Annotated in this window: 18 protein-coding genes and 4 pseudogenes; 11 read left to right on the forward strand and 11 right to left on the reverse strand. The window is 68.0% G+C overall.

Annotation, left to right across the window (positions count from 1 at the left end; all coding sequences use genetic code 11):
* Positions 1 to 59: 59 nt before the first annotated feature.
* The gene (locus tag C3492_RS44330; RefSeq protein ID WP_146075771.1) at positions 60 to 275 is read left to right on the forward strand and encodes a hypothetical protein; all 216 of its coding nucleotides are present in this window, start codon (positions 60 to 62) and stop codon (positions 273 to 275) included.
* Here C3492_RS44330 and C3492_RS36925 read toward each other — a convergent pair.
* The 3 genes and pseudogenes from C3492_RS36925 to C3492_RS36935 form a co-directional block, all read right to left on the reverse strand.
* Positions 255 to 803 (reverse strand): transposase, encoded by a 549-nt coding sequence (locus C3492_RS36925; protein WP_258056131.1) that lies wholly within the window; start codon positions 801 to 803, stop codon positions 255 to 257. The two genes, C3492_RS44330 and C3492_RS36925, sit on opposite strands and share 21 nt — an antisense overlap.
* A pseudogene (locus C3492_RS36930) lies at positions 800 to 1,245 on the reverse strand (winged helix-turn-helix domain-containing protein). The gene C3492_RS36925 and the pseudogene C3492_RS36930 overlap by 4 nt, the downstream one beginning before the upstream one ends.
* 201 nt (positions 1,246 to 1,446) lie before the next feature.
* On the reverse strand, positions 1,447 to 1,824 hold the full coding sequence (locus C3492_RS36935) for a VOC family protein (RefSeq protein WP_103816984.1): 378 nt from the start codon (positions 1,822 to 1,824) through the stop codon (positions 1,447 to 1,449).
* 205 nt (positions 1,825 to 2,029) lie between these two features.
* Here C3492_RS36935 and C3492_RS36940 point away from each other — a divergent pair, with 205 nt between their 5' ends.
* The 7 genes and pseudogenes from C3492_RS36940 (at position 2,030) to C3492_RS36985 (ending at position 7,890) form a co-directional block, all read left to right on the forward strand.
* On the forward strand, positions 2,030 to 2,218 hold the full coding sequence (locus tag C3492_RS36940; protein ID WP_308461177.1) for a peptidylprolyl isomerase: 189 nt from the start codon (positions 2,030 to 2,032) through the stop codon (positions 2,216 to 2,218).
* A gap of 605 nt (positions 2,219 to 2,823) precedes the next feature.
* A pseudogene (locus C3492_RS36945) lies at positions 2,824 to 3,539 on the forward strand (HNH endonuclease family protein).
* Between the two features lie 845 nt (positions 3,540 to 4,384).
* Entirely contained in the window at positions 4,385 to 4,588 is a 204-nt protein-coding gene (locus tag C3492_RS36960) for a cold-shock protein (protein ID WP_014670069.1), read from the forward strand.
* Between the two features lie 915 nt (positions 4,589 to 5,503).
* A complete protein-coding gene (locus tag C3492_RS36970; protein WP_103816987.1) occupies positions 5,504 to 5,905 on the forward strand; it encodes a YciI family protein in 402 nt (133 codons plus the stop codon).
* A 13-nt stretch (positions 5,906 to 5,918) separates the two neighbouring features.
* Positions 5,919 to 7,151, forward strand: coding sequence for an RNA polymerase sigma factor (locus C3492_RS36975; RefSeq protein ID WP_103816988.1), 1,233 nt, complete (start codon positions 5,919 to 5,921; stop codon positions 7,149 to 7,151).
* Between the two features lie 10 nt (positions 7,152 to 7,161).
* Positions 7,162 to 7,308 (forward strand): annotated as a pseudogene (locus C3492_RS36980) (DUF952 domain-containing protein); the annotation flags it as partial.
* 78 nt (positions 7,309 to 7,386) lie between these two features.
* Positions 7,387 to 7,890, forward strand: a complete 504-nt coding sequence (locus C3492_RS36985; RefSeq protein ID WP_146075772.1) for a hypothetical protein — start codon at positions 7,387 to 7,389, stop codon at positions 7,888 to 7,890.
* Here the strand turns inward: C3492_RS36985 and C3492_RS46345 are convergent.
* Positions 7,885 to 8,205 (reverse strand): annotated as a pseudogene (locus C3492_RS46345) (transposase); the annotation flags it as partial. The gene C3492_RS36985 and the pseudogene C3492_RS46345 sit on opposite strands and share 6 nt — an antisense overlap.
* Before the next feature lie 618 nt (positions 8,206 to 8,823).
* Here C3492_RS46345 and C3492_RS36995 point away from each other — a divergent pair.
* The gene (locus C3492_RS36995) at positions 8,824 to 9,003 is read left to right on the forward strand and encodes a hypothetical protein (RefSeq protein WP_103816990.1); all 180 of its coding nucleotides are present in this window, start codon (positions 8,824 to 8,826) and stop codon (positions 9,001 to 9,003) included.
* Here C3492_RS36995 and C3492_RS37000 read toward each other — a convergent pair.
* From C3492_RS37000 to C3492_RS37020, 5 genes are all read right to left on the reverse strand, one after another.
* Positions 8,981 to 9,355, reverse strand: coding sequence for a PIN domain-containing protein (locus C3492_RS37000; protein ID WP_181140740.1), 375 nt, complete (start codon positions 9,353 to 9,355; stop codon positions 8,981 to 8,983). The two genes, C3492_RS36995 and C3492_RS37000, sit on opposite strands and share 23 nt — an antisense overlap.
* A complete protein-coding gene (locus tag C3492_RS37005; protein ID WP_103816991.1) occupies positions 9,352 to 9,606 on the reverse strand; it encodes a hypothetical protein in 255 nt (84 codons plus the stop codon). Before C3492_RS37005 ends, C3492_RS37000 begins: the two co-directional genes overlap by 4 nt.
* Positions 9,607 to 10,531: 925 nt before the next feature.
* Entirely contained in the window at positions 10,532 to 11,140 is a 609-nt protein-coding gene (locus C3492_RS37010; RefSeq protein WP_146075773.1) for a hypothetical protein, read from the reverse strand.
* A 123-nt stretch (positions 11,141 to 11,263) separates the two neighbouring features.
* Positions 11,264 to 11,797 (reverse strand): hypothetical protein, encoded by a 534-nt coding sequence (locus tag C3492_RS37015; protein ID WP_103816993.1) that lies wholly within the window; start codon positions 11,795 to 11,797, stop codon positions 11,264 to 11,266.
* A 24-nt stretch (positions 11,798 to 11,821) separates the two neighbouring features.
* Complete coding sequence (locus tag C3492_RS37020) at positions 11,822 to 13,375, reverse strand: FAD-dependent monooxygenase (RefSeq protein ID WP_258056126.1); 1,554 nt, start codon at positions 13,373 to 13,375, stop codon at positions 11,822 to 11,824.
* 301 nt (positions 13,376 to 13,676) lie between these two features.
* On the opposite strand from C3492_RS37020, the gene C3492_RS37025 reads away from it, so the two are divergent.
* Positions 13,677 to 14,504 (forward strand): alpha/beta fold hydrolase, encoded by an 828-nt coding sequence (locus C3492_RS37025; protein ID WP_103816995.1) that lies wholly within the window; start codon positions 13,677 to 13,679, stop codon positions 14,502 to 14,504.
* 169 nt (positions 14,505 to 14,673) lie between these two features.
* Here C3492_RS37025 and C3492_RS37030 read toward each other — a convergent pair whose 3' ends face one another.
* Positions 14,674 to 15,117, reverse strand: a complete 444-nt coding sequence (locus tag C3492_RS37030) for a VOC family protein (RefSeq protein ID WP_146075774.1) — start codon at positions 15,115 to 15,117, stop codon at positions 14,674 to 14,676.
* Between the two features lie 602 nt (positions 15,118 to 15,719).
* A complete protein-coding gene (locus tag C3492_RS37035) occupies positions 15,720 to 16,319 on the reverse strand; it encodes a TetR/AcrR family transcriptional regulator (protein WP_181140741.1) in 600 nt (199 codons plus the stop codon).
* A 327-nt stretch (positions 16,320 to 16,646) separates the two neighbouring features.
* Here C3492_RS37035 and C3492_RS37040 point away from each other — a divergent pair, with 327 nt between their 5' ends.
* Positions 16,647 to 17,396 carry a glucose 1-dehydrogenase gene (locus C3492_RS37040; protein ID WP_103816998.1) on the forward strand — a complete coding sequence of 250 codons (750 nt, stop codon included), beginning with the start codon at positions 16,647 to 16,649 and terminating at the stop codon, positions 17,394 to 17,396.
* Positions 17,397 to 18,008 lie beyond the last annotated feature (612 nt).

Below are 18,008 nucleotides of genomic sequence, written 5' to 3' on the forward strand. Positions count from 1 at the left end.
CGGCGATGTTGCGGTGCGTTGTTGGGTGTCTTTTTGGTCACGGACCTCGCTGCCTGAGCATGACGAAGATCCTCAGTCTCGCCCTCGGCGCCGCAGCCGTCACAGGCATTGCCACCCTCGCGCTCGCCGCCCCCAGGCAGGACCCCACGCCGTTGGGTCTCGTCGGAAACACCTTCGACGTGATCGGCCTCCCGGCCCAGAACCTGAACGGAAACGGGCACGTGCACTCACCAGGCGTGGGAACAACGCGGTGGCTACTGACGTTGTTGCCGTGATGTCGTCAATGTGAGTCCGGTTTCGGTGAGGCGGCCGTCGATGAGGTTGCTGCGGTACTGGACCTGGCGGAGACCACGTCGGAGGGCGCTCATGAGGTGGTCAGGGTCGGTGAAGGCGGTGTTGACCTGGCTGCTGCGCCGCAGCAGTGACCAGATGCCCTCGACGGGGTTGAGGTCTGGTGCGTAGGCCGGCAGGAAGTAGCAGGTGATCCAGTCGTGGGTGTCGATGAACTGCCGTAGTTGGCGGTCCTTGTGGACGTTGAGGTTGTCCCACACGAGCACAAAGGGTGCGCCGAGCTGCTGGTGCGCGGAGATGAGCAGGTCGCGGTAGTCGGTCCAGGTGAAAATGCGTCTGCCGCCGCGCTTGTGATCGCCATGCCGCTTGGGCCGGTAGATCAGCCGTGAGCGTTCACCGTGTTTGTAGCAGGCCGGAGCGGCGACGGAGAAGCGGCGCTGGGAGCGTCCCCTCACCCGGATGACGGGTGTGCGTCCGCGCCGGGCGCAGGTCCGTGCGGTGGGCGGCGTCATGGAGAAGCCGGCTTCGTCTTCGAAGCACAGCCAGGCGTCGAGCGCCGCCACGGACCTTCCACCTGCGGCCAGGTCTCCTTCACCCAGCCCGCTACGGGCTGCCCGTCGCGCTCGATGGCTCGGCGGGCCGGGACCTGGTGGCTGAAGCCGTGCCGGTGCAGCATCTTCGCGATCGCCGACAGCGTCATGCTCTTGTGGAACCGGCGCCCGATCAGCGTCTTGATCCGCGCCAGCGTCCACGTCTAGCGAGCTCCTGCTCAAGCACGATGAACAGGGCCTCGCTCAGCTTGGGCCGTGACACGGGCCCGGCAGACCGCAGCCCCTGGGTGCCCGCGTCCTGCCAGGCCCGGCGCCAGCGCTGCACCGAGCGCATACTCACCCGTAAGTCCTTGGCGACCTCGACGTTGGAGGCACCCGCAGCGAATCGCTCCGCGGCCTCCAGCCGGATCCGCTCGCGAAACCGCCTGCCGTTCGACCAACTGCCAGCATGGATGGAAGCGGCCACCGCCATCAGCGAGCTGCCCAGTCTCCGAGCGAGCCTTGCTTGCATGACAGAGCGTCACCAACTCTGCGAGTCCGAGCGGTAGTAGTCCCGATCCGTCGTAGGCATACATGGGTGGGGCCCACAGCCATCGTGAACTCCTCAATCAGCCTCCTCGACGATGCAAAAGGGGTGCCCGGCCGGATCGGTCAGAACGCGCGCCTTGGCGCCATGAGGCTGGTGATCCGGTCTGCCCGCGCCCAGCTCCAGCAACCGGGCTTCGACCTGGTCCAATCCCTGCTTGACCTTGAAGCACATGTGAAGCTGCTGGGGAACGATCTGTTCAGGCCAGCGCGGAGCCCGGTAGCCATCGACCCGTTGAAAACCGATGAAGACTTCGTCCTCACAGTCGAGACCGGCGAAGTCAGCGTTCGACTTGGGATGGAGTTCCAGACCGGTGGCCTGCTGATAGAACGCTGCCAATGCCAGCGGATCCGGGCAGTCGAGGGTTATCGCGCTCAGCTTCATCTGCAAGGGCATGACGCCTCCCGGACGATCAGTGGACTTCCCTGATGCACACCCTAGAGACGGCTGCCTACGGCTGAGTGAGAACCGACCACCTACGTGGTCCGCTCAGGCGTAGGCGTCGCAGGTCGGACCTCACATTGCCCGCAGCCACCCAAGGCAGCTCAACTCCACAAGAAGTGGACCAGAGCCCACTCTCGTGTACAGAGCCAGTCGGCAGGTGCATACCAACGGCTCCCAGTGGTACATCACCGAGGGACCGGCCCCCCACCCGAACCGCAAGCACACCATCTTCGGCCAGGTCGTCAGCGGCCAGGATGTCGTCCACGCGATCGCCGACGTTCCCGCCACGCAGGACCGCCCCAACTCGGACGTCGAGCTGCAGCGGGTCGAAGTCTTCCGGAAGTAGACCAGGCCACCGTGCTGCTTGGCGCCCTAGCGCGCCAGGCGGCTTCGCTCGGCAGACACGGTCCTCGTGGACATCGGTGTCGCTCCCGTGCAGCCCGCCCGGTTCCTCAGCCCCCTTCTCGGGCGGGTCACCGGCACGGGGCGCTCACGCCCGCGCCCACGAAGCGCATCCTCCGGGCTTCACGGTGGCCGGGCCTGCCCCGTGGGCACGTCCGCTGGCGCTGTTCAGGGCACCTGCGAGGGGCAAGTGGCGGCGATGACGTGGTCGACGACGTCGGGCAGGCTGGAGCGGTGGCGGTAGGCGGCACGCTGCCGCTCGGCTCCGCCCCTCGAGTGCGCAGGCGCTCCCACTGGGTGCGTACGAGGTCAAGGAGTCGAGACGACCGCCTGAGCCACAACCCGACCCTGGCACACCGCGCACGACCGAGGGTTGGGGAGAGCGTCCGCATCCGCCACGGCGCCGTCGGCCCGGAATAAGCCATGCGTCAGGCACGCTGCCGTACCCGCCAAAGGCGGCGAGCACCACACGACGGGGCCACAGGGCCACGTCAACCCCTGCGCTGGGACACACCCCACCAGAGCGGTGATCCCCGCGGTCGGCAGGTGATGCCGGTAAGCGTTCGCTCTGTGATCACTGCGCGCTCATGGTGGCGTCTGACCGCCACCGCTCTGCTGTCCCTGTCCCTCTCCGCTCCCTTCGCAGCGTCCGCCGCCGCACCGCCGGCAGCCGCCCGTCATCCGGCCACCGCCGCCGCGGTGCGGCGGGAGCTCCCTGAGCCGCCGCCGGCGGATGTCGTCCGCAAGGAACTGGACGACCTCACTGTCGCAGCCCCGCACCCGATGACCGGGTACTCGCGGTCGAAGTTCCCGCACTGGGTCACCCAGTACGGCACTTGCGACACCCGCGAGGTCGTCCTCGCCCGTGACGGCCAGGACGTGGTCAGGACGAGCAGTGCCGGGCCGTCTCCGGCATCTGGTACAGCGTTTACGACGGCAAGGTCGCCACCAGGCCGTCCACCGAGGTCGACATCGACCACGTTGTCCCCCTCGCCAACGGATGGCGCTCCGGAGCCGATGAGTGGACCACCGCCCAGCGCCGCCAGTTCGCCAACGACCTCACCAACCCGCAGCTGATCGCCGTATCCGCCAGCTCGAACCGGCAAAAGGGCGACCAGTCCCCCGACCAATGGGCGCCGCCGCTGCGCTCCTACTGGTGCACCTACGCACGCGCCTGGACCCACGTGAAATACGTGTACGCCCTCAACATCACGGAGCCGGAGAAGGACAAGCTGGACGAGATGCTGGGCACCTGCCCCGCATGAACACCAGCCCGGACACCGGTCGACCTCAACGCCACCCTGCCGCAAGCGGCCGGATATCCGGGGTTCGCCCAGGCCACGGAGCACATCACCATCGCCAAGAGCGACTGGGAGCAACAGATCGCACAGCTCGGACCGTCTGCAGCGTTCGAGATGGCCGTGCCCTACCCGCTCGGACGACGTGCAGGTGCCGGCCTGCCCCGAGTGGACGCTGTCCGATCTTGTGCAACATCTGAGCGGGGTGCACCGCCGCCATGTCACCGGTTCCTCCCGCGGCTTCGGCCGCGAGTTTGCGCAGGCGGCCCTGGAGCGTGACAGGGCCGTCGCCCGCAACACCGACTCCCTCGCGGACCTGCCGGCCGCCCACGGCGAGGCGATCCGCTCGTCGAGCCCGGCGGCTTCGCCACCATCCGGTCCGGGCGTGCCCGACCTCGATGCTCGCGGGGCCGCCGCCGGAACTGCGGACCGTGCTGCGGGGCCGCGGCTCAGGCGGCGATGATGACGGGGATGATGAGCGGCCGGCGGCGGTGGGTGGAGAACAGTCGGCGGCGGGGAGAGGCCCTGCCTCGCCGCAGCCTTGTGCAGAAGAAGGGCGCGAAGCTGCTTGATCACCATCGGCCGAGCCTCACGGGGGCCCAGTCCTTCGTTCCGGGCCGGATGCTGGCGCGTTTTCGCTAGCGGCCTCCGTCATGCCGTTATAGCGTTGTGATCAGCAGTCGTGGTTCCGAAGTTCCGTTCGCCCGTGATCGCCTCACGGGCGTTCTTGCTGTTCAGCGCCTCTCCGGACCAGGGCGATCACCTCCCGGTCGCGCAGCGTGCGTGCCCGGTTTCCCTCAAAGGAGACAGTCATGGCCAAGGGCACAGTGAAGTGGTTCAACAGCGAGAAGGGCTTCGGCTTCATCGAGCAGGAGGGCGGCGGCCCCGACGTCTTCGCCCACTACTCCAACATCGCCAGCCAGGGCTACCGCGAGCTGCAGGAGGGCCAGAAGGTCGAGTTCGACGTCACGCAGGGCCAGAAGGGCCCGCAGGCTGAGAACATCCGCCCCGCCTGATCGCGCCCCGGTAAGGGGGCCCGACATCCCGGCTTCGGGACGCCGGGCCCTTACCGTCGCACGACGGTTCATCTGACTACGGGGTGCGGCGGGGCGCTGGCCTGGGACGGGCAAATGGACACCCGTTGTTTGACACTCAGGTCGCCCGACGCATCAGTACGGCCCCCCAGGGTCGCTGGCGACGCCGTCTACATCGCCGCATTCGACCCAGGGCGGCTTGTAGTCCTCGATCCGCTCTCTGGCAGAGAGCTGTGGCGCAAGAGCGCAGGCGGCGCCTGCCGGGCCCGCGTCGTGCCAAGACGGCCGCCCGGAACCCGTCCCACTTCGGCTCGCCCGCCCAGCCCGGCCGCAGATCCGGCGTGGCTACGGGCGTGCTCAGCATCGGCTCCGGCAGCGTCCACGTCACACGGGTCCTTTCCACCAGACGCTGCCCGCTCTTCTACGGCCTGCGCTCGGTCAGCTGGCTGACGGTGTTCTCGATCCACCGCAGCGTCCACTCGACTCCGCGCCATCCGGGCTCCACGCTGTCGTACCGGCCTTCCGCGTCAGCCCGGATGCTAGCCGCGAGCGTCCGCAGATCCTTCTGCAGGCCCTACCGCCGGGCGGTGTCCGCGGCCTGGCGCATGTCGTCAGTGATCTCGAAGGGGTACGTGTCGCTCATCAACCCACCTTGGACGATCACCCCCGATGATGGCCATACCGCGCGGTCTTCAAGCTGGTCGCCGTACGGCGAAGCGCTAGTCAGCAGGTGACCGCCCGTGGCAGGCTCGTGTTTTCCACGCGAGGGGAGCATCGTGATGAAGGGCTTCGCGGAGACAGAAAACTTCCGCGAGCGTGTAGAGAAGCGCGGGCCGGCTCCGACGTCCCCTGTGAGAGTCGCCCACCAGGGGCGGCCCGGGCCGAAGGAGTGGACTCATGAAGTACCTGGTGATGGTGCAGGGCACGCAGGCGGACTACGAGGCCCAGGCGGGCAAGCCCACCGCCGGCCTCCCCGCCTGGAGCGACAAGGATATGCAGGCGATGTTCCAGCACATGGGGGCGATCAACAACGACCTCGCCGAGACAGGCGAGTTCATCGATGCCCAGGGGCTGGCCGAGCCTGCCAGGACCCGCCTCGTCAGCGCTGGCGCGGACGGCAAGCCCGTGATCACCGACGGGCCGTACGGCGAGACCAAGGAAGTGATCGCCGGTTACTGGCTCCTGGAGTGCGGGAGCCTGGAGCGGGTCACGGAGATCGCCGCGCGGGTCACCCAGTGCCCCGTTCCCGAGGGCGCGAACACGTACCCCGTCGTCATCCGGCCGCTCGGCCAGGTGTGAACAGGGGAGAAGTTTGAGACGTACGAGCGAGGTCGAGGACCTGCTGCGCCTGTACGCGCCGCAGGTCCTCGGCGCGCTCGTACGCCGGTACGGGCACTTCGACGCCGCCGAGGACGCCGTACAGGAGGCGCTGCTGGCAGCGGCCGGGCAGTGGCCCGAGTCGGGGGTTCCGGACAATCCGCGGGGCTGGTTGATCAAGGTCGCCTCGCGGCGGCTCACGGACGCGCTGCGCAGTGATCAGGCGCGGCGGCTGCGTGAGGAGAAGGCGGCGGCGCTCACACCGCGCGACGCCTTCACCGTGCCGCCGCCCGGGCCCGATCGTGCGCCCTCCGAGGATGACACGCTGACCCTGCTCTTCCTCTGTTGCCACCCGGATCTGCCCCCGCCCGCCCAGATCGCGCTGACGCTGCGGGCCGTCGGCGGTCTGACGACGGCCGAGATCGCCCGCGCGCATCTGGTGCCGGAGGCGACGATGGCCCAGCGGATCAGCCGGGCCAAGCAGCGGGTGAAGGGCACCCGTTTCGACCGCCCCGATCACTGGGAGGAGCGGCTGCCCACCGTCCTCCACACGCTCTATCTGATCTTCAACGAGGGCTACACGGCCACCTCCGGAGCCTCCCTCCAGCGGGCCGAACTCGCGGGCGAGGCCATCCGGCTGGCCCGTACGGTGCACCGCCTGCTGCCTGGCGACTGTGAGGTCACCGGCCTGCTCGCCCTGATGCTCCTCACCCACGCCCGCCGTGCCGCGCGGACCGGGGCGGGCGGCGAACTGGTCCCCCTCGATGAGCAGGACCGCGGGCTGTGGGACAAGGCGGCGATTGAGGAGGGCGTGGCCCTGGTGACCTGGGCTCTGTCCCAACGCCTTCCCGGACCGTACCAGTTGAGGGCCGCGATCGCCGCCGTCCACGACGAGGCGGACTCGCCCGACAGCACCGACTGGTCCGAGATCCTCGGTCTCTACGACGTCCTCGTCCACCTTGTCCCAAGCCCTGTCGAACGCCTCAACCGTGCCGTGGCCATCGCCATGGTTCACGGACCGAGGGCAGGTCTGGCCGAACTGGCCGCGTTCACATCGGAGTTGACCACAGGCCATCGCCTGGACTCGGTCCGCGCCCACCTCCTGGAACGCGCCGGCGACTCCGAGGCCGCCCGAGCCGCCTACGAGTCGGCCGCCGCCAAGACCTTGAGCCTCCCAGAACAGCGCTACCTGCGGGCCCGTGCGGCCCGCCTCGGCGACATCACTTAACGTGTCGCTCATGCCCGAGTTGACGCACATCACCGAACACGCCCTCTGGGACGCGGCCCGCGAGATGCCGACGCGTTGCCGCACTCTCCAGGAGGAGGGCTTCGTCCACTGCTCCCCCCGCGCCCAGCTCCCGCGCGTGGCGGCCTTCCTGGACGGCTAGGAGCTGTCCGGGCGATCACGGTTCGGTGCGCAAGGTCAGGGGTTGCTTGTCGGGGCAGTCCCATAGCCTGCGCTCATGACGACCGTTGCGTCCGGATCTTTTTCGAGTGCGGCCCTTGAGGAGTACCTTTCCTTGATCGAGGAGCTGCTCGCACAGCCTTTCCCGGAGGCGAACTTCCATGACGACACCGGGTGCGGTGGCCCTGAGTATCGTGTGCGCATCCTGCGGGCCAGTCAGGATTTCTGGGATGACGATGACGGCCAGGTAGCGCGCGAGGCTGACGCAGACCTGCGGGCCTACCTGGACGCCCTGATCGCAGCCCTTACGGCGCGCTGGGGCGAGCCGCTCGTCGTTGACCTGTTGCCGTATCTGCGGGCCGGCCACGAGGGGGAGGCGGTGTCCGAGCCGATCAACTGCCTGAGCCAGCTGACTGGAAGCATGCAGGCGTGGCCGCACCGGGATACCGGTCGCTGGCTCGGGCTCGCCATTGGACAGGGGGATAAGGAGTTGCCGCTCGAACTGCTCGCGGCGGTTGGCCAGACCCTTGCGCTTGAGCCGAGCGCGTCCGGTCGGTCATGAGCGGAGCCAGATGATCGCGGTTGCCACAGTGACTGTTCCGAGGAAGACGTAGCCGCGCTTGTCGTAGCGAGTGGCCACGGCCCGGGACTGTTTGCGCTTGTTGATCGCCCGCTCGACGGTGTTGCGTTTCTTGTAGCGGTCTTCGTCGAAGCCTGGTGGCCGTCCGCCTCGTGAACCTTCGCGCAGGCGGACGGCCTTGCTGTCCGCCTTCTCCGGGATCGTCAGGCGGATGCCGCGACGTCGTAGGTACTCGCGGCACGGGCCGTTGCTGTAGGCCTTGTCCGCGGTGAGGCTGTCGGGCTTCTTGCGCGGCCTGCTCCGACCGGCGGCGCCGATGTAGGGGCACAGGGGGGTGGTGGGGGCACGTCGAAGGCGGCGAGGAGCCGTTCGCGGGGCGTGAGGTCGGTGCGGTCGAACACCGCGCGGCACCCGCGGGTGCCCTCCCGGTGGTGGAACTGCCGGGCGTCTGCGAGGTTGACGGCGCGGGCCTGGTCCCGCTTCCCCAGTGGCCGCGTCCCCGCTTCCAGGGCCGGTGCGGGCTCCAGCCCGAGCGTCCCCGGTAGGTACTGCTGCGCGGGCATCAGCCGGTCCCATACGGCGCGTTGCGCCGTAGTCCAGGCGCCGAGGTCTTCGCTGTGGACGATGACCTTGCCAACCGTGTCGGGCAGGGTTGCTCCGGCTCGCAGGTGGGCTTGGCACAGCCGCAGGGCGCGCTGCCATCCGGGTGTTCCACGCCGGGCACCGTCCCGGGTCGGCGGCGTTCAGCCGCTCGCGCCGGCTCTCCAGCAGCTCTCCCACGCTGGACACCGTCCCGCCCGCCGCCTGCCGTAGTGCGTTGCGGTCCGCCAGCCGCGCGGCCTACCGGTTGTTCCGTGCCCAGTGTCCGATCGGCTGTTCTTCCCATACGGCGGTGGCGGGCGGAAGGAGGGTCTCGTGGGCGTCGGCGCACGAGCGGGCGATGAGCGCGCCGCGTCGGTGCCGACCGTGCTGGTCGCCGTGGTGACGATCCGCGCGGTGATCAGGCGCGGCTGGGTGGCGGAGGCCGGGAAGTCTGGGCGCAGGTCCCACTGCCTGGTAGAGGAGGCGCGGATCAAGTGGGGTTCAGCGGAGTGATGCCGGTACCCGCGTACAGTTCAGGTTCCAACGAGAGGACCGTCAGCGGCTCCCCCGCCTTTACCGCGTGCCAGGCGATCGCAGCAGCGTGGGCCACTGGCCAGTCCACGTTTGCCCAGTCCATCGCATCCACTGCGTGCGCCGCGGAGAACGGAACGTTCTCCGCGAAACGCAGGGATGCTGCGTGCTTGCCAGCGCCCGAAACCTGCCGTTCGGCAGCGAGCACGGAGAGTGAGGGGATGATGACACGGCCGGTGCCGCGCGAGGCCTCGATGTAGAGGCCCGTGAAGAAAGGGTCCGCGCGGTACAGAGCGGCCAGAGCCGTGTGGTCCAAGACGGCCGTCAGGTTCATGCGGCGGCGCCGCCCTGATGGGCGCGAATCTTCGCCCAGGCGTCCCGGCCGACCTGCTGAACCTGCTCGGTGTACTCAATGCCGAGCTCACGAGCCGCCTCGGCAGCACGCTGCTCCCGCTCGCTCTCCGTGAGCTCGCGTGTGGCGAGCTCTTCCAGCAGCTGCGTGATGGTGGTGCCGCGCTCCTCGGCGAGAACACGCAACCGATCGCGCACTTCCTCGCTGGTCTTGATACTCGTCGGCTTGCTCATACCATCCATTCTACCGCCGGTAGAACCGCGGGGACAGAGAACCGTCGTGCCACCCTCCGCTGCCGTCCAGCCGTGCCTGCGCTGCCCGGCCCCGGCCCCGCCGCCCGCCAGCCCGTGCCGTGCGTCCACGCCCGTCCGCCGGGCTGTGGCGGTCCGCTGTCCGGAGCGTGCCGTCCCCGCCCGTCGTCCCGGGCCGCCCGCACCGCGCGGTCCCGGCCGTGCCAGTCGCGCCAGCCGTGCCGGGGCGGGCCCGGCCGTCCGAGCGGAACGTCGAGCTCAGGCAGGAGCCGCCGCGGCCGCTTCGGCTGCTCGGCGCTGCAGGGAGCCTTCACAGCTCGGGTTTCCCAGGGAACGGCGGCTTTCCCGGACTTCTCGGGCATCGGCACGCAGTCCTTGCGGGTGGCCGGTGCGTTCGGGCCGCTTTCGGGTGCCCGGCCCCTGCCCAACGTCCGGCCGTGGGCACGGACACGGCGCCTGACCCGAGCGTGTGCCGCTTCAAGCGCTGCAAGGCAGGCTCCGTCAGTATCGCGGCAGCTTGCCGACCTGCGGGGCGAGCAGCTCACGTGCCGGAGAACGCCGTCATGGAACACGAGCTCTGAGCTGGCGGCCAGCTGCTCCCGCGCACTCTGATGCCTGGCCTTCGCCGACCGAACCTCCCGAAGGAGATGGTCTTCCTGAGGGAGCGGAAATCGCTGGTGCACCGCGCATCAGAACAGGTCGCGAACGGGGTCGTGTGTGCCGAAGGCACGGGCGCCGGCGTCCTCGATGAGGCTACAGAAGGCTTCTTCATGGTCGTGCAGGGTGCCGGGGGGACGGTTGTTTGTCTCTGTTCCAGCGGGGCCGGCCTGAGCCGTCGATGGCGGGCCGGGGGATCGGGGTCAGCCAGTATTCGCTGGTGATGACGCGGGCGGTGCCGTCATCGCGGTCATGCGCGAGGGCCTGAGGGCAGTCGTTGCTGCTGTTCTCCCGCGCCAAGAAGCACGGTGGGTGACTGCAACGCGTCGGCGATCGAGCGGATCTTGCCCACCTCGCCCGCGATCAGCTGGCGGCCGTGCCGTTTCACCTCGGCGGGAATGACGGTGCTGTCTGTCAGCCAGCGCATGATCAAGGCGTGGTAGATGGAATCGTCGTCGATGGACCGTCGCAGGGGCTCGGCCAGACGGTATCGGAACGTCAGCGACGTCAGAGCGAACGGGTCCACCATGGTGCGGCCGCATCGTGGACAGCCGGCGTTGCCGGTCTGCTCCACCGGGCGCAGGACTCTAAAGCCGCAGTGATCACAAACGAGCTGGACGACACGCAGGACGAGGCGCCGCCGCAGTGCCCACCGCAGCCAGGCTTCCGCGACCGAGCGTTTCCCGCCCAGCGCTGCGCTGAGGGAGCTGAGATCGAATGCGCCCGAGGTCTCGGCATCATGGCTGACGTTGATGCCCGCGAGCAGTTCGGAGAACTGCGCCATCGCGGCGTCGGGATCTTCCTGAGCTGCGGCTACCTGCCTGGCCAGACGATCCGCCCGCGCCTTGAACCAGCTCATGGATGTGATTGCCGCACTGGAGTACAGCAGTGAGAGCAGGCCACGATGAGCCAGCCAGCGAACCCCGTGCGCACCGCCGGCGAGTTCGGTCAGCGCGACGGCATGCTGGCCAGGAACGGACTCTCACACCGTCAGACCGTGTTCACGCGCGGCCGCCTCCAAGGGAGTCCACGTTTGCGGCCACTGCACTTCGGCAACGCCCGCCCCTGACGCACTGACGATGGCGCCGCCCTCGCCGTACGCCGGGTACACCGACCAGCGCCCACCGCGTAGCGGTACCAACGAAGGCAGCGGCTGCCGATCGACCTCGACCGTGACACGGACCGACTGGGCCGTGTTCACCAGAGCCAGCAGCACCCGGTCGTCCTCGGTAAGTGTCGGCGCCAGCGCGCGGCCGGCGGCGAAGGTCAGCGGCATGCTGGAACTCCGGGCCAGGGGCGCGGGAGTAGGGACAAGCACATCGCAAGGGCTGAGGGCGTAAACCGGACGGTGGGGCAGAGCGCGCCCCACAGCCTCAAGCTCCTCCTGCGGCAGTGTGGCCGAGGTGAGCACCATCATGGGCGCCGCACCGGTCACCCAGAACGGCTGACGAGCGACGGTTTCGATCCTCGCTTCCACCTCGGCGCCATCCAGTTCCCCAGCCGGGGTACGCGACACCGGCAGATCATTTGACGACAGACCCTAGTCGGGTGAAGGGGCTGCAGAGCTGGAGCCCTGTGTGCCGCACCATTCGGTCAATGCTTTGCGGGCCGCGTCGATGCGATGTTCAGGTGACTCGTCCGAGATGGCCCATGCGATATAGGCGTCTGGTCTGACCAGAACACTCTTTTTGGTAGTGCCCCTCGGGGATACGATCTCCACCTCGCCGGCCCACTCTGTGATCAGTGAGGGGAAGCGTTCCGTGTCGGACGGTGTGACAAGGACGAACCGTCGCTTACGGAGGGCTTCGTAGAGTCTGCGTCCGTCGCTGAGGGGGACGTCAGGTGCCCGCTTCCCGACTAGGGGATGCGCGCCGACCGCGGCGGCGTAGGAAATGTCGATTCCCGAGATTGCCATGGCCAGTCGTCGGGCCACTGGTGGGGTTTGCAGCACCGTACGCGCTGACAAGTCACGGAGGCCGCACAATGCCCGTGGTGTGGTGAGGACGCCGCGGAGCAGTGCCCCGCTCATCCGCAGAACCCGGCGTCCCACCGGGTGCCGTTCGTTCTGATAGCTGTCGAGCAGGGTGTCTGGTGCGCGGCCACGCTGAACGGCTGCGAGTTTCCAGCTCAGGTTTGCGGAGTCCTGGATGCTGGTGTTGAGGCCCATGCCCCCGGCCGGGGAATGGACGTGGGCGGCGTCGCCGACGAGGAATACTCGGCCTACTCGGTAGCGGGGTGACTGGCGTTCGTCGCTGTGGAATCTGGAGAGCCAGCGAGGGTCGTGCATGCCGAAGTCGCTGCCGAGCGCCTGGCGGGCGACGTCTTTGATTTCTTCCAGATCGACCGATGCGTTGTCGGGCATGGGGTGGTGGCGATTCCAGGCCATGACCCTGAACCAGCCGTCGCCGAACGGGACGACAATGGCGAAGGCGTCTCCGGTCGCTGCCACGGTGGGCGGCTTCTTCGGCGGATCAGCCATCCGGACGTCTGCGAGCATCATGGAGCGAACGGCGGAGCGGCCGGGGAATGGGAGGCCGAGGGACTGGCGCACGCAGCTGTTTCGTCCGTCTGCGCCGACGACGTAGTCTGCGCGCAGCCTGTGTTCAGTGCCGGCTGGTGTCTTCACGGTGACATCGACACCGCTCGGGTCTTGCTGGACGCCAGTCACTTCGTGGGCCCGCATGATGTTCACGCCGTGTGTCAGGGCGCGGGACAGGAGCAGTCGCTCGGTGTTGTACTGGGGCGTCACGAGCACGTGGGGGTAACGGGTCGGCAGGTGCGACAGATCGATCCGCAGGAATTGCAAGATCGGGTTGCGGAGGCCGGTCAGAAGCAGGTCGTCGGCCAGGCCGCGGGCGTCCAGTTGCTCCATCGTTCGGGCGTGAACGGCGAATGCGCGTGTCAGCTGAGACTCCCCTTCTCGCCGTTCCACCACGGTGCAGCGCACTCCGGCCTCGGCCAGGTCACCTGCGAGCAGCAACCCCGCTGGACCAGCACCGACGACCAGCACCTCAACGTCGGATCCCATGTCCTGCCCTCCGCGTGTCACAGAACGAGTAATAACGACCGTGATCACCTGGCTGCCGTCCGCCACCGGTGGTGATGTTCAGGGCGGGTGGGTGACTGTGCCCGGGAGCTCACTCGATGAGTGGCGTAACCGGTGCATTCTCCTGACCGTGGATGTGCCCGCGGCATGTCAGGACCACCGTACGAGACAGACCACTTCCTCGCCTGTCAGGCAACGACCGTCCCACTCGTTCCGAAGCGGTGGTTCCAGACGCGCTGAATCGCTGCCCCGCAATTAGTGTGGACCTCATGCGGCGCCGCTTTCCCGTCACATCCCCGGAGGGCATGACGTAAGGGGCCCGCGAGCGGACATCGAGAGGAGCGCAACCATGCCCTTCGCCACCGCCAAGGACGGCACGCAGATCTTCTACAAGGACTGGGGCTCGGGCCAGCCCGTGCTCTTCTCCCACGGCTGGCCGCTCACCGCCGACGCCTGGGACCCCCAGATGAAACTCATGGTGGACAACGGATTCCGCGCCATCGCTCACGACCGGCGCGGCGGCGGCCGCTCCGGTCAGCCCTGGGACGGCAATAACCTCGACACGTACGCCGACGACCTGGCCGCGGTCATCGAAACCGAAGACCTGCACGACGTCATTCTGGTCGGGCACTCCACCGGCGGCGGCGAAGTCACCCGCTACATCGGCCGGCACGGCACGGCACGGGTCGCCAAGCTGGTCCTGCTCGGCGCGATCCCGCCGCTGATGCTGAAGACGGAAGCCAACCCCGAGGGCCTGCCGATCGAGGTGTTCGACGAGATCCGCCAGGGTGTGCTCACAGACCGCTCGCAGTACTACAAGGACCTCAGTGCCCCGTTCTACGGTGCCAACCGTGAGGGCTCGACCGTCTCCCAGGGAACGCGTGACGAATTCTGGCTCTGGAGCATGACCGTCGGCATCAAGGGCGCCTACGACTGCATCAAGGCGTTCTCCGAGACGGACACGACCGAGGACCTGAAGAAGGTCGATGTGCCGACACTGATCGTGCACGGCGACGACGACCAGATCGTGCCCATCGTCTCCGCGGGCGCCAAATCATCCAAGATCGTCAAGGACGCGCAGTACAAGGTCTACGAGGGCGCGCCTCATGGCCTTGCGATGGTGCCCAAGTACGCCGAGATCTTCGACAGGGACCTGCTTGAGTTCGCGCGTAGTTAGCGCCGTCCCCCGGTCCTGGGTCAACGGCGGCGCTGCCGTTAACCCAGGACACTGCCAGCCAGTGGCGCTGTGAATTGACCGCCTGGGAGCACGGTTCAAAGATGTCCCGGGCGACCATGTCCGGAGCGCCTGAGACTGGCTCGGCAGCCTGGGCGATCGGTTCGCCGTGTCAGCCGATCGGGCTTGCGCCCTGCTGGAAGACGTTGATGAGGTTTCCGTCGTTGTCGCGGATCGCGGTCGAGATGCTGCCGTCGCCGAGGTCCATCTGCTCCCAGACGGTCGTCACGCCCAGGTCACGGAAGGTGCGGGTCACGCTGGCGAGGTCCTCGACGCGGAAGACCAGGGCCTTGTTGCCGATCGGGCGGATGTGGGCGGGGGGCTCTGCCATCAGTTCGGGGATCCGCACACCGTCCGCGGGCTGGAGGAGCTCGAGCCGGAATCCGGGGCCCTCCAGGAAGGCGACGTCCGCTCCGATGGCGTCGAAGCGGGACCTCGCCAGCAGTGTGAGGCCGAACACCCGGTTCCACCACTGGATCGACGCGTCGAGGTCACTGACGGAAATCGTCACGTTGTGGAGGCTGTAGGGGAAGGGCGGCTGGGCAGCGGTGGTCATGGTGATCACTTCTCGTGGGGCGAGTGCAGGCGTTTGCGGTGGAGCACGCGAGACCCCTCGCGCATTCCGCCCGGCTTCTCTGTGCCGTGCAGCGGGACAGTCTGTGCCCGTCTGCCGCCGACCCGACGTCTACTTGCAATAGCGAATCCGCAGGTCGTAGGCCAAACGTAGACCTTATGGACCGTACAGTCAAGAACTTATGTCCTCTTCAGGTGTATTGCGAAGTCAGTGGATCAATGCACCAGTTCGCCAATCGCCGTCGGCGTGCGGAAGTGAGGCGCGAACGAGGTCCCGCGCCGACTGGGCAGCCTGGAGACTTTGCCGTCAGGGCCCGTGCGCAATGGGCTGGCGCCGTCGGCTGCCAGAGCGTCGTCCGGCCCGCGTTGCGGCGCAGTCGATGGCGCAGCCGCCCGGCCGGAGTGCCTGCTCAAGGCATGGTGAAAGGGACAGGCCGTCAACCGCGCTGGGGCGGGCGCCCGGGGCCAGTCGTGGGGCTGCTCGGAAGGCAGGTAATGCGCGTGCTCGCAGCCGACTCAAGCGGGCCCACCCGGGTCCCTGCCGGTCGGCACGTCACCTGTGAAGGGTGCCGGCCCGCAGGATGGTCAGTGTCGGGAGAGCTGCTTGAGGGCGGCCTGGCTTATCTGCAGCAGAGCTGAGCCGTCCATGCCGGTCTTCGCAAGAAACTCGATGCCTTGCATGACGGCAAGGAGCAGCCGCCCGATCTCCTGGGCGCCCGCCCCCGGTTCGACCGTCCCCTCGTCCTGGGCTTCCTTCACGCACGCGATCAGAAGATCTTCGACCGCTTGGTAGCTGCTCCGGGCCCGGGAGACGACGTCCGGATCATTGCTGTGCAGCTCGGACGTGCTGTTGACCAGAAGGCAGCCGCGCCGCTGCGGGTCCTCCGTGAATCCCTTGGCCACGCCCTCAATGAGCAGGGTCAGGCGTTCGAAGGCCGTACCGGGCCCGGTCAGGATCGCCCGGACGCCGTTGAGCTGTTCGTCGCGGTAGCCGTCCAGCACGTGCAGGAACAGCTGCCGCTTGTCACCGAAGGCCCCGTACAGGCTTCCCTTGCCCAGTCCGGTGGCGTCCGTCAGGTCCTGCAGTGACGTAGCCGCGTACCCCTGATTCCAGAACTGCTCGCGCGCAGACTCCAGAACCTGGTTCTCGTCGAAATTCCGCGGTCGTCCCATGTTCAACAGCATACGCCCTTCTTGACCTATCGGTCCAAATAGTGGACGCCCGGCTGCATGCGACACACAGGGGGACAGGCTGGGTGGTGGCGGGGTGCGTGGCGCCCGGCTCCCCCCGGCGCCCCGGCGTCCTAGCGTCCCGGCGGGCGGACCGGCGTCGGCCGGTTCGTCGCCGCTCGGCGGTGTGGATGCAGTCACGTTTTTGCCCGAGCGGTCCATAACTGGGTTCTTTACCGTACAGTCCATAAGTGGCCCGGGGCTGTCCGCTCCAGGCAGTAACACTGCAGCGACACGTGGTGCACGACTTTTGGCGTTTGCACCGGACAGGGATAAGCGATCATGGGACAGCTTGACGGGAAGACGGCAGTCGTCACCGGAGGCAACAGCGGAATCGGACTGGCCACAGCCAAGCGATTCGTGCGTGAGGGCGCACACGTGTTCATCACCGGCCGTCGGCAGGAGGCTCTCGACGCCGCGCTGGCCGAGATCGGTGGGGAAGCCACCGCCGTCCGTGGCGATGTCGCGAATCTCGCGGACATCGACCGCCTCTACGCGGCTGTCGCCGAGCGGGGCCGGTCCATCGACGTACTGTTCGCCAACGCGGGGGGCGGTGAGTTCGCCGCGCTTGAGCAGGTCACCGAGGAGCACTTCGACGCCACCTTCAACATCAACGTGCGAGGCATGCTCTTCACCGTTCAGAAGGCAATTCCGCTGCTCAACGACGGCGCCTCGGTGATCCTGACCGGATCGACTGCTGCCACCTCAGGTGGCGCCGCCTTCGGCGTGTACGCCGCGTCCAAGGCCGCGGTCCGCTCCTTCTCCCGCACATGGGCCAGCGAACTCAGCGGCCGCGCAATCCGAGTGAACACCCTGGTGCCCGGCCCGATCGTCACCCCGGGCATCACCGGCCTGGCCGCGGACGCCGACCAGGCCGCGAAGATGAGGGACGCCTTCGCCAGCCAGATACCGCTGGGCCGGATGGGGCACCCGGACGAGGCCGCAGCCGCCGCACTGTTCCTCGCCAGCAATGAGAGCAGCTTCGTCACCGGATCCGAGCTGTTCGTCGATGGCGGACTCAACCAGATCTGAGCGCCGCAAGACGATGCGCTTGCCCGTCCCAGCGAAGATAAGAGTGTGACCGCGTCGCGGTCACACCGGTAGTCACACCGACCCTTCGGGCGAGCGCAGCCCCGCCGGTGTGCGGGCACACGGCGCCCCCCCGGAATCAGCTGGGGGCGTGGAGTCGGACGCCGTACACAGAGATGACCAGCAGAGCACCGTCGCCCGGCAGTTTTGGCTAGCGGCGGCGCCGACGACCGTGCGTGCCGCAGCAGCCACCGAGTTCATCAGCCGTCGGAAACGCCAGAAGACATGGGGCCTCTCCGGCAGGGCATCTCGGCACGAAATACCTCGAGTTCCTCCGTCGCTGCGGCCATAGGAAAGACGCGTGCTTCTGGGCGCCGGCACCGGCGTAAGCGACATGAGTGGGGCCCGGCCGTGAACGGCCGGGCCCCACTCCTTTGGTCCGTGCGAGTCAGATCACCACCGCTGACCTCGTCCGCGGCCGCCACCCGCGCGCGAGTAGAGCGTGACGAACCCGAGCAGTCACAGCACCAGGACGGCGGGCACCACCCGTCAAGGGGGCTTGACGATGAAACGCACCGAACGAGGCACGTGCGAAAGCTGAACGAGCAGCTGGGG

Source organism: Streptomyces sp. Ru62, from assembly GCF_002920615.1.
Lineage (GTDB): Bacteria > Actinomycetota > Actinomycetes > Streptomycetales > Streptomycetaceae > Streptomyces.

What these genes read in the sequence shown, in the direction of transcription:
- C3492_RS44330 (WP_146075771.1), top strand. Translation starts at nt 60, where the DNA reads ATGACGAAGATCCTCAGTCTCGCCCTCGGCGCCGCAGCCGTCACAGGC.
- C3492_RS36925 (WP_258056131.1), bottom strand. Translation starts at nt 803, where the DNA reads ATGACGCCGCCCACCGCACGGACCTGCGCCCGGCGCGGACGCACACCC.
- C3492_RS36935 (WP_103816984.1), bottom strand. Translation starts at nt 1,824, where the DNA reads ATGCCCTTGCAGATGAAGCTGAGCGCGATAACCCTCGACTGCCCGGAT.
- C3492_RS36960 (WP_014670069.1), top strand. Translation starts at nt 4,385, where the DNA reads ATGGCCAAGGGCACAGTGAAGTGGTTCAACAGCGAGAAGGGCTTCGGC.
- C3492_RS36970 (WP_103816987.1), top strand. Translation starts at nt 5,504, where the DNA reads ATGAAGTACCTGGTGATGGTGCAGGGCACGCAGGCGGACTACGAGGCC.
- C3492_RS36985 (WP_146075772.1), top strand. Translation starts at nt 7,387, where the DNA reads ATGACGACCGTTGCGTCCGGATCTTTTTCGAGTGCGGCCCTTGAGGAG.
- C3492_RS37000 (WP_181140740.1), bottom strand. Translation starts at nt 9,355, where the DNA reads ATGAACCTGACGGCCGTCTTGGACCACACGGCTCTGGCCGCTCTGTAC.
- C3492_RS37005 (WP_103816991.1), bottom strand. Translation starts at nt 9,606, where the DNA reads ATGAGCAAGCCGACGAGTATCAAGACCAGCGAGGAAGTGCGCGATCGG.
- C3492_RS37010 (WP_146075773.1), bottom strand. Translation starts at nt 11,140, where the DNA reads ATGAGCTGGTTCAAGGCGCGGGCGGATCGTCTGGCCAGGCAGGTAGCC.
- C3492_RS37025 (WP_103816995.1), top strand. Translation starts at nt 13,677, where the DNA reads ATGCCCTTCGCCACCGCCAAGGACGGCACGCAGATCTTCTACAAGGAC.
- C3492_RS37030 (WP_146075774.1), bottom strand. Translation starts at nt 15,117, where the DNA reads ATGACCACCGCTGCCCAGCCGCCCTTCCCCTACAGCCTCCACAACGTG.
- C3492_RS37035 (WP_181140741.1), bottom strand. Translation starts at nt 16,319, where the DNA reads ATGCTGTTGAACATGGGACGACCGCGGAATTTCGACGAGAACCAGGTT.
- C3492_RS37040 (WP_103816998.1), top strand. Translation starts at nt 16,647, where the DNA reads ATGGGACAGCTTGACGGGAAGACGGCAGTCGTCACCGGAGGCAACAGC.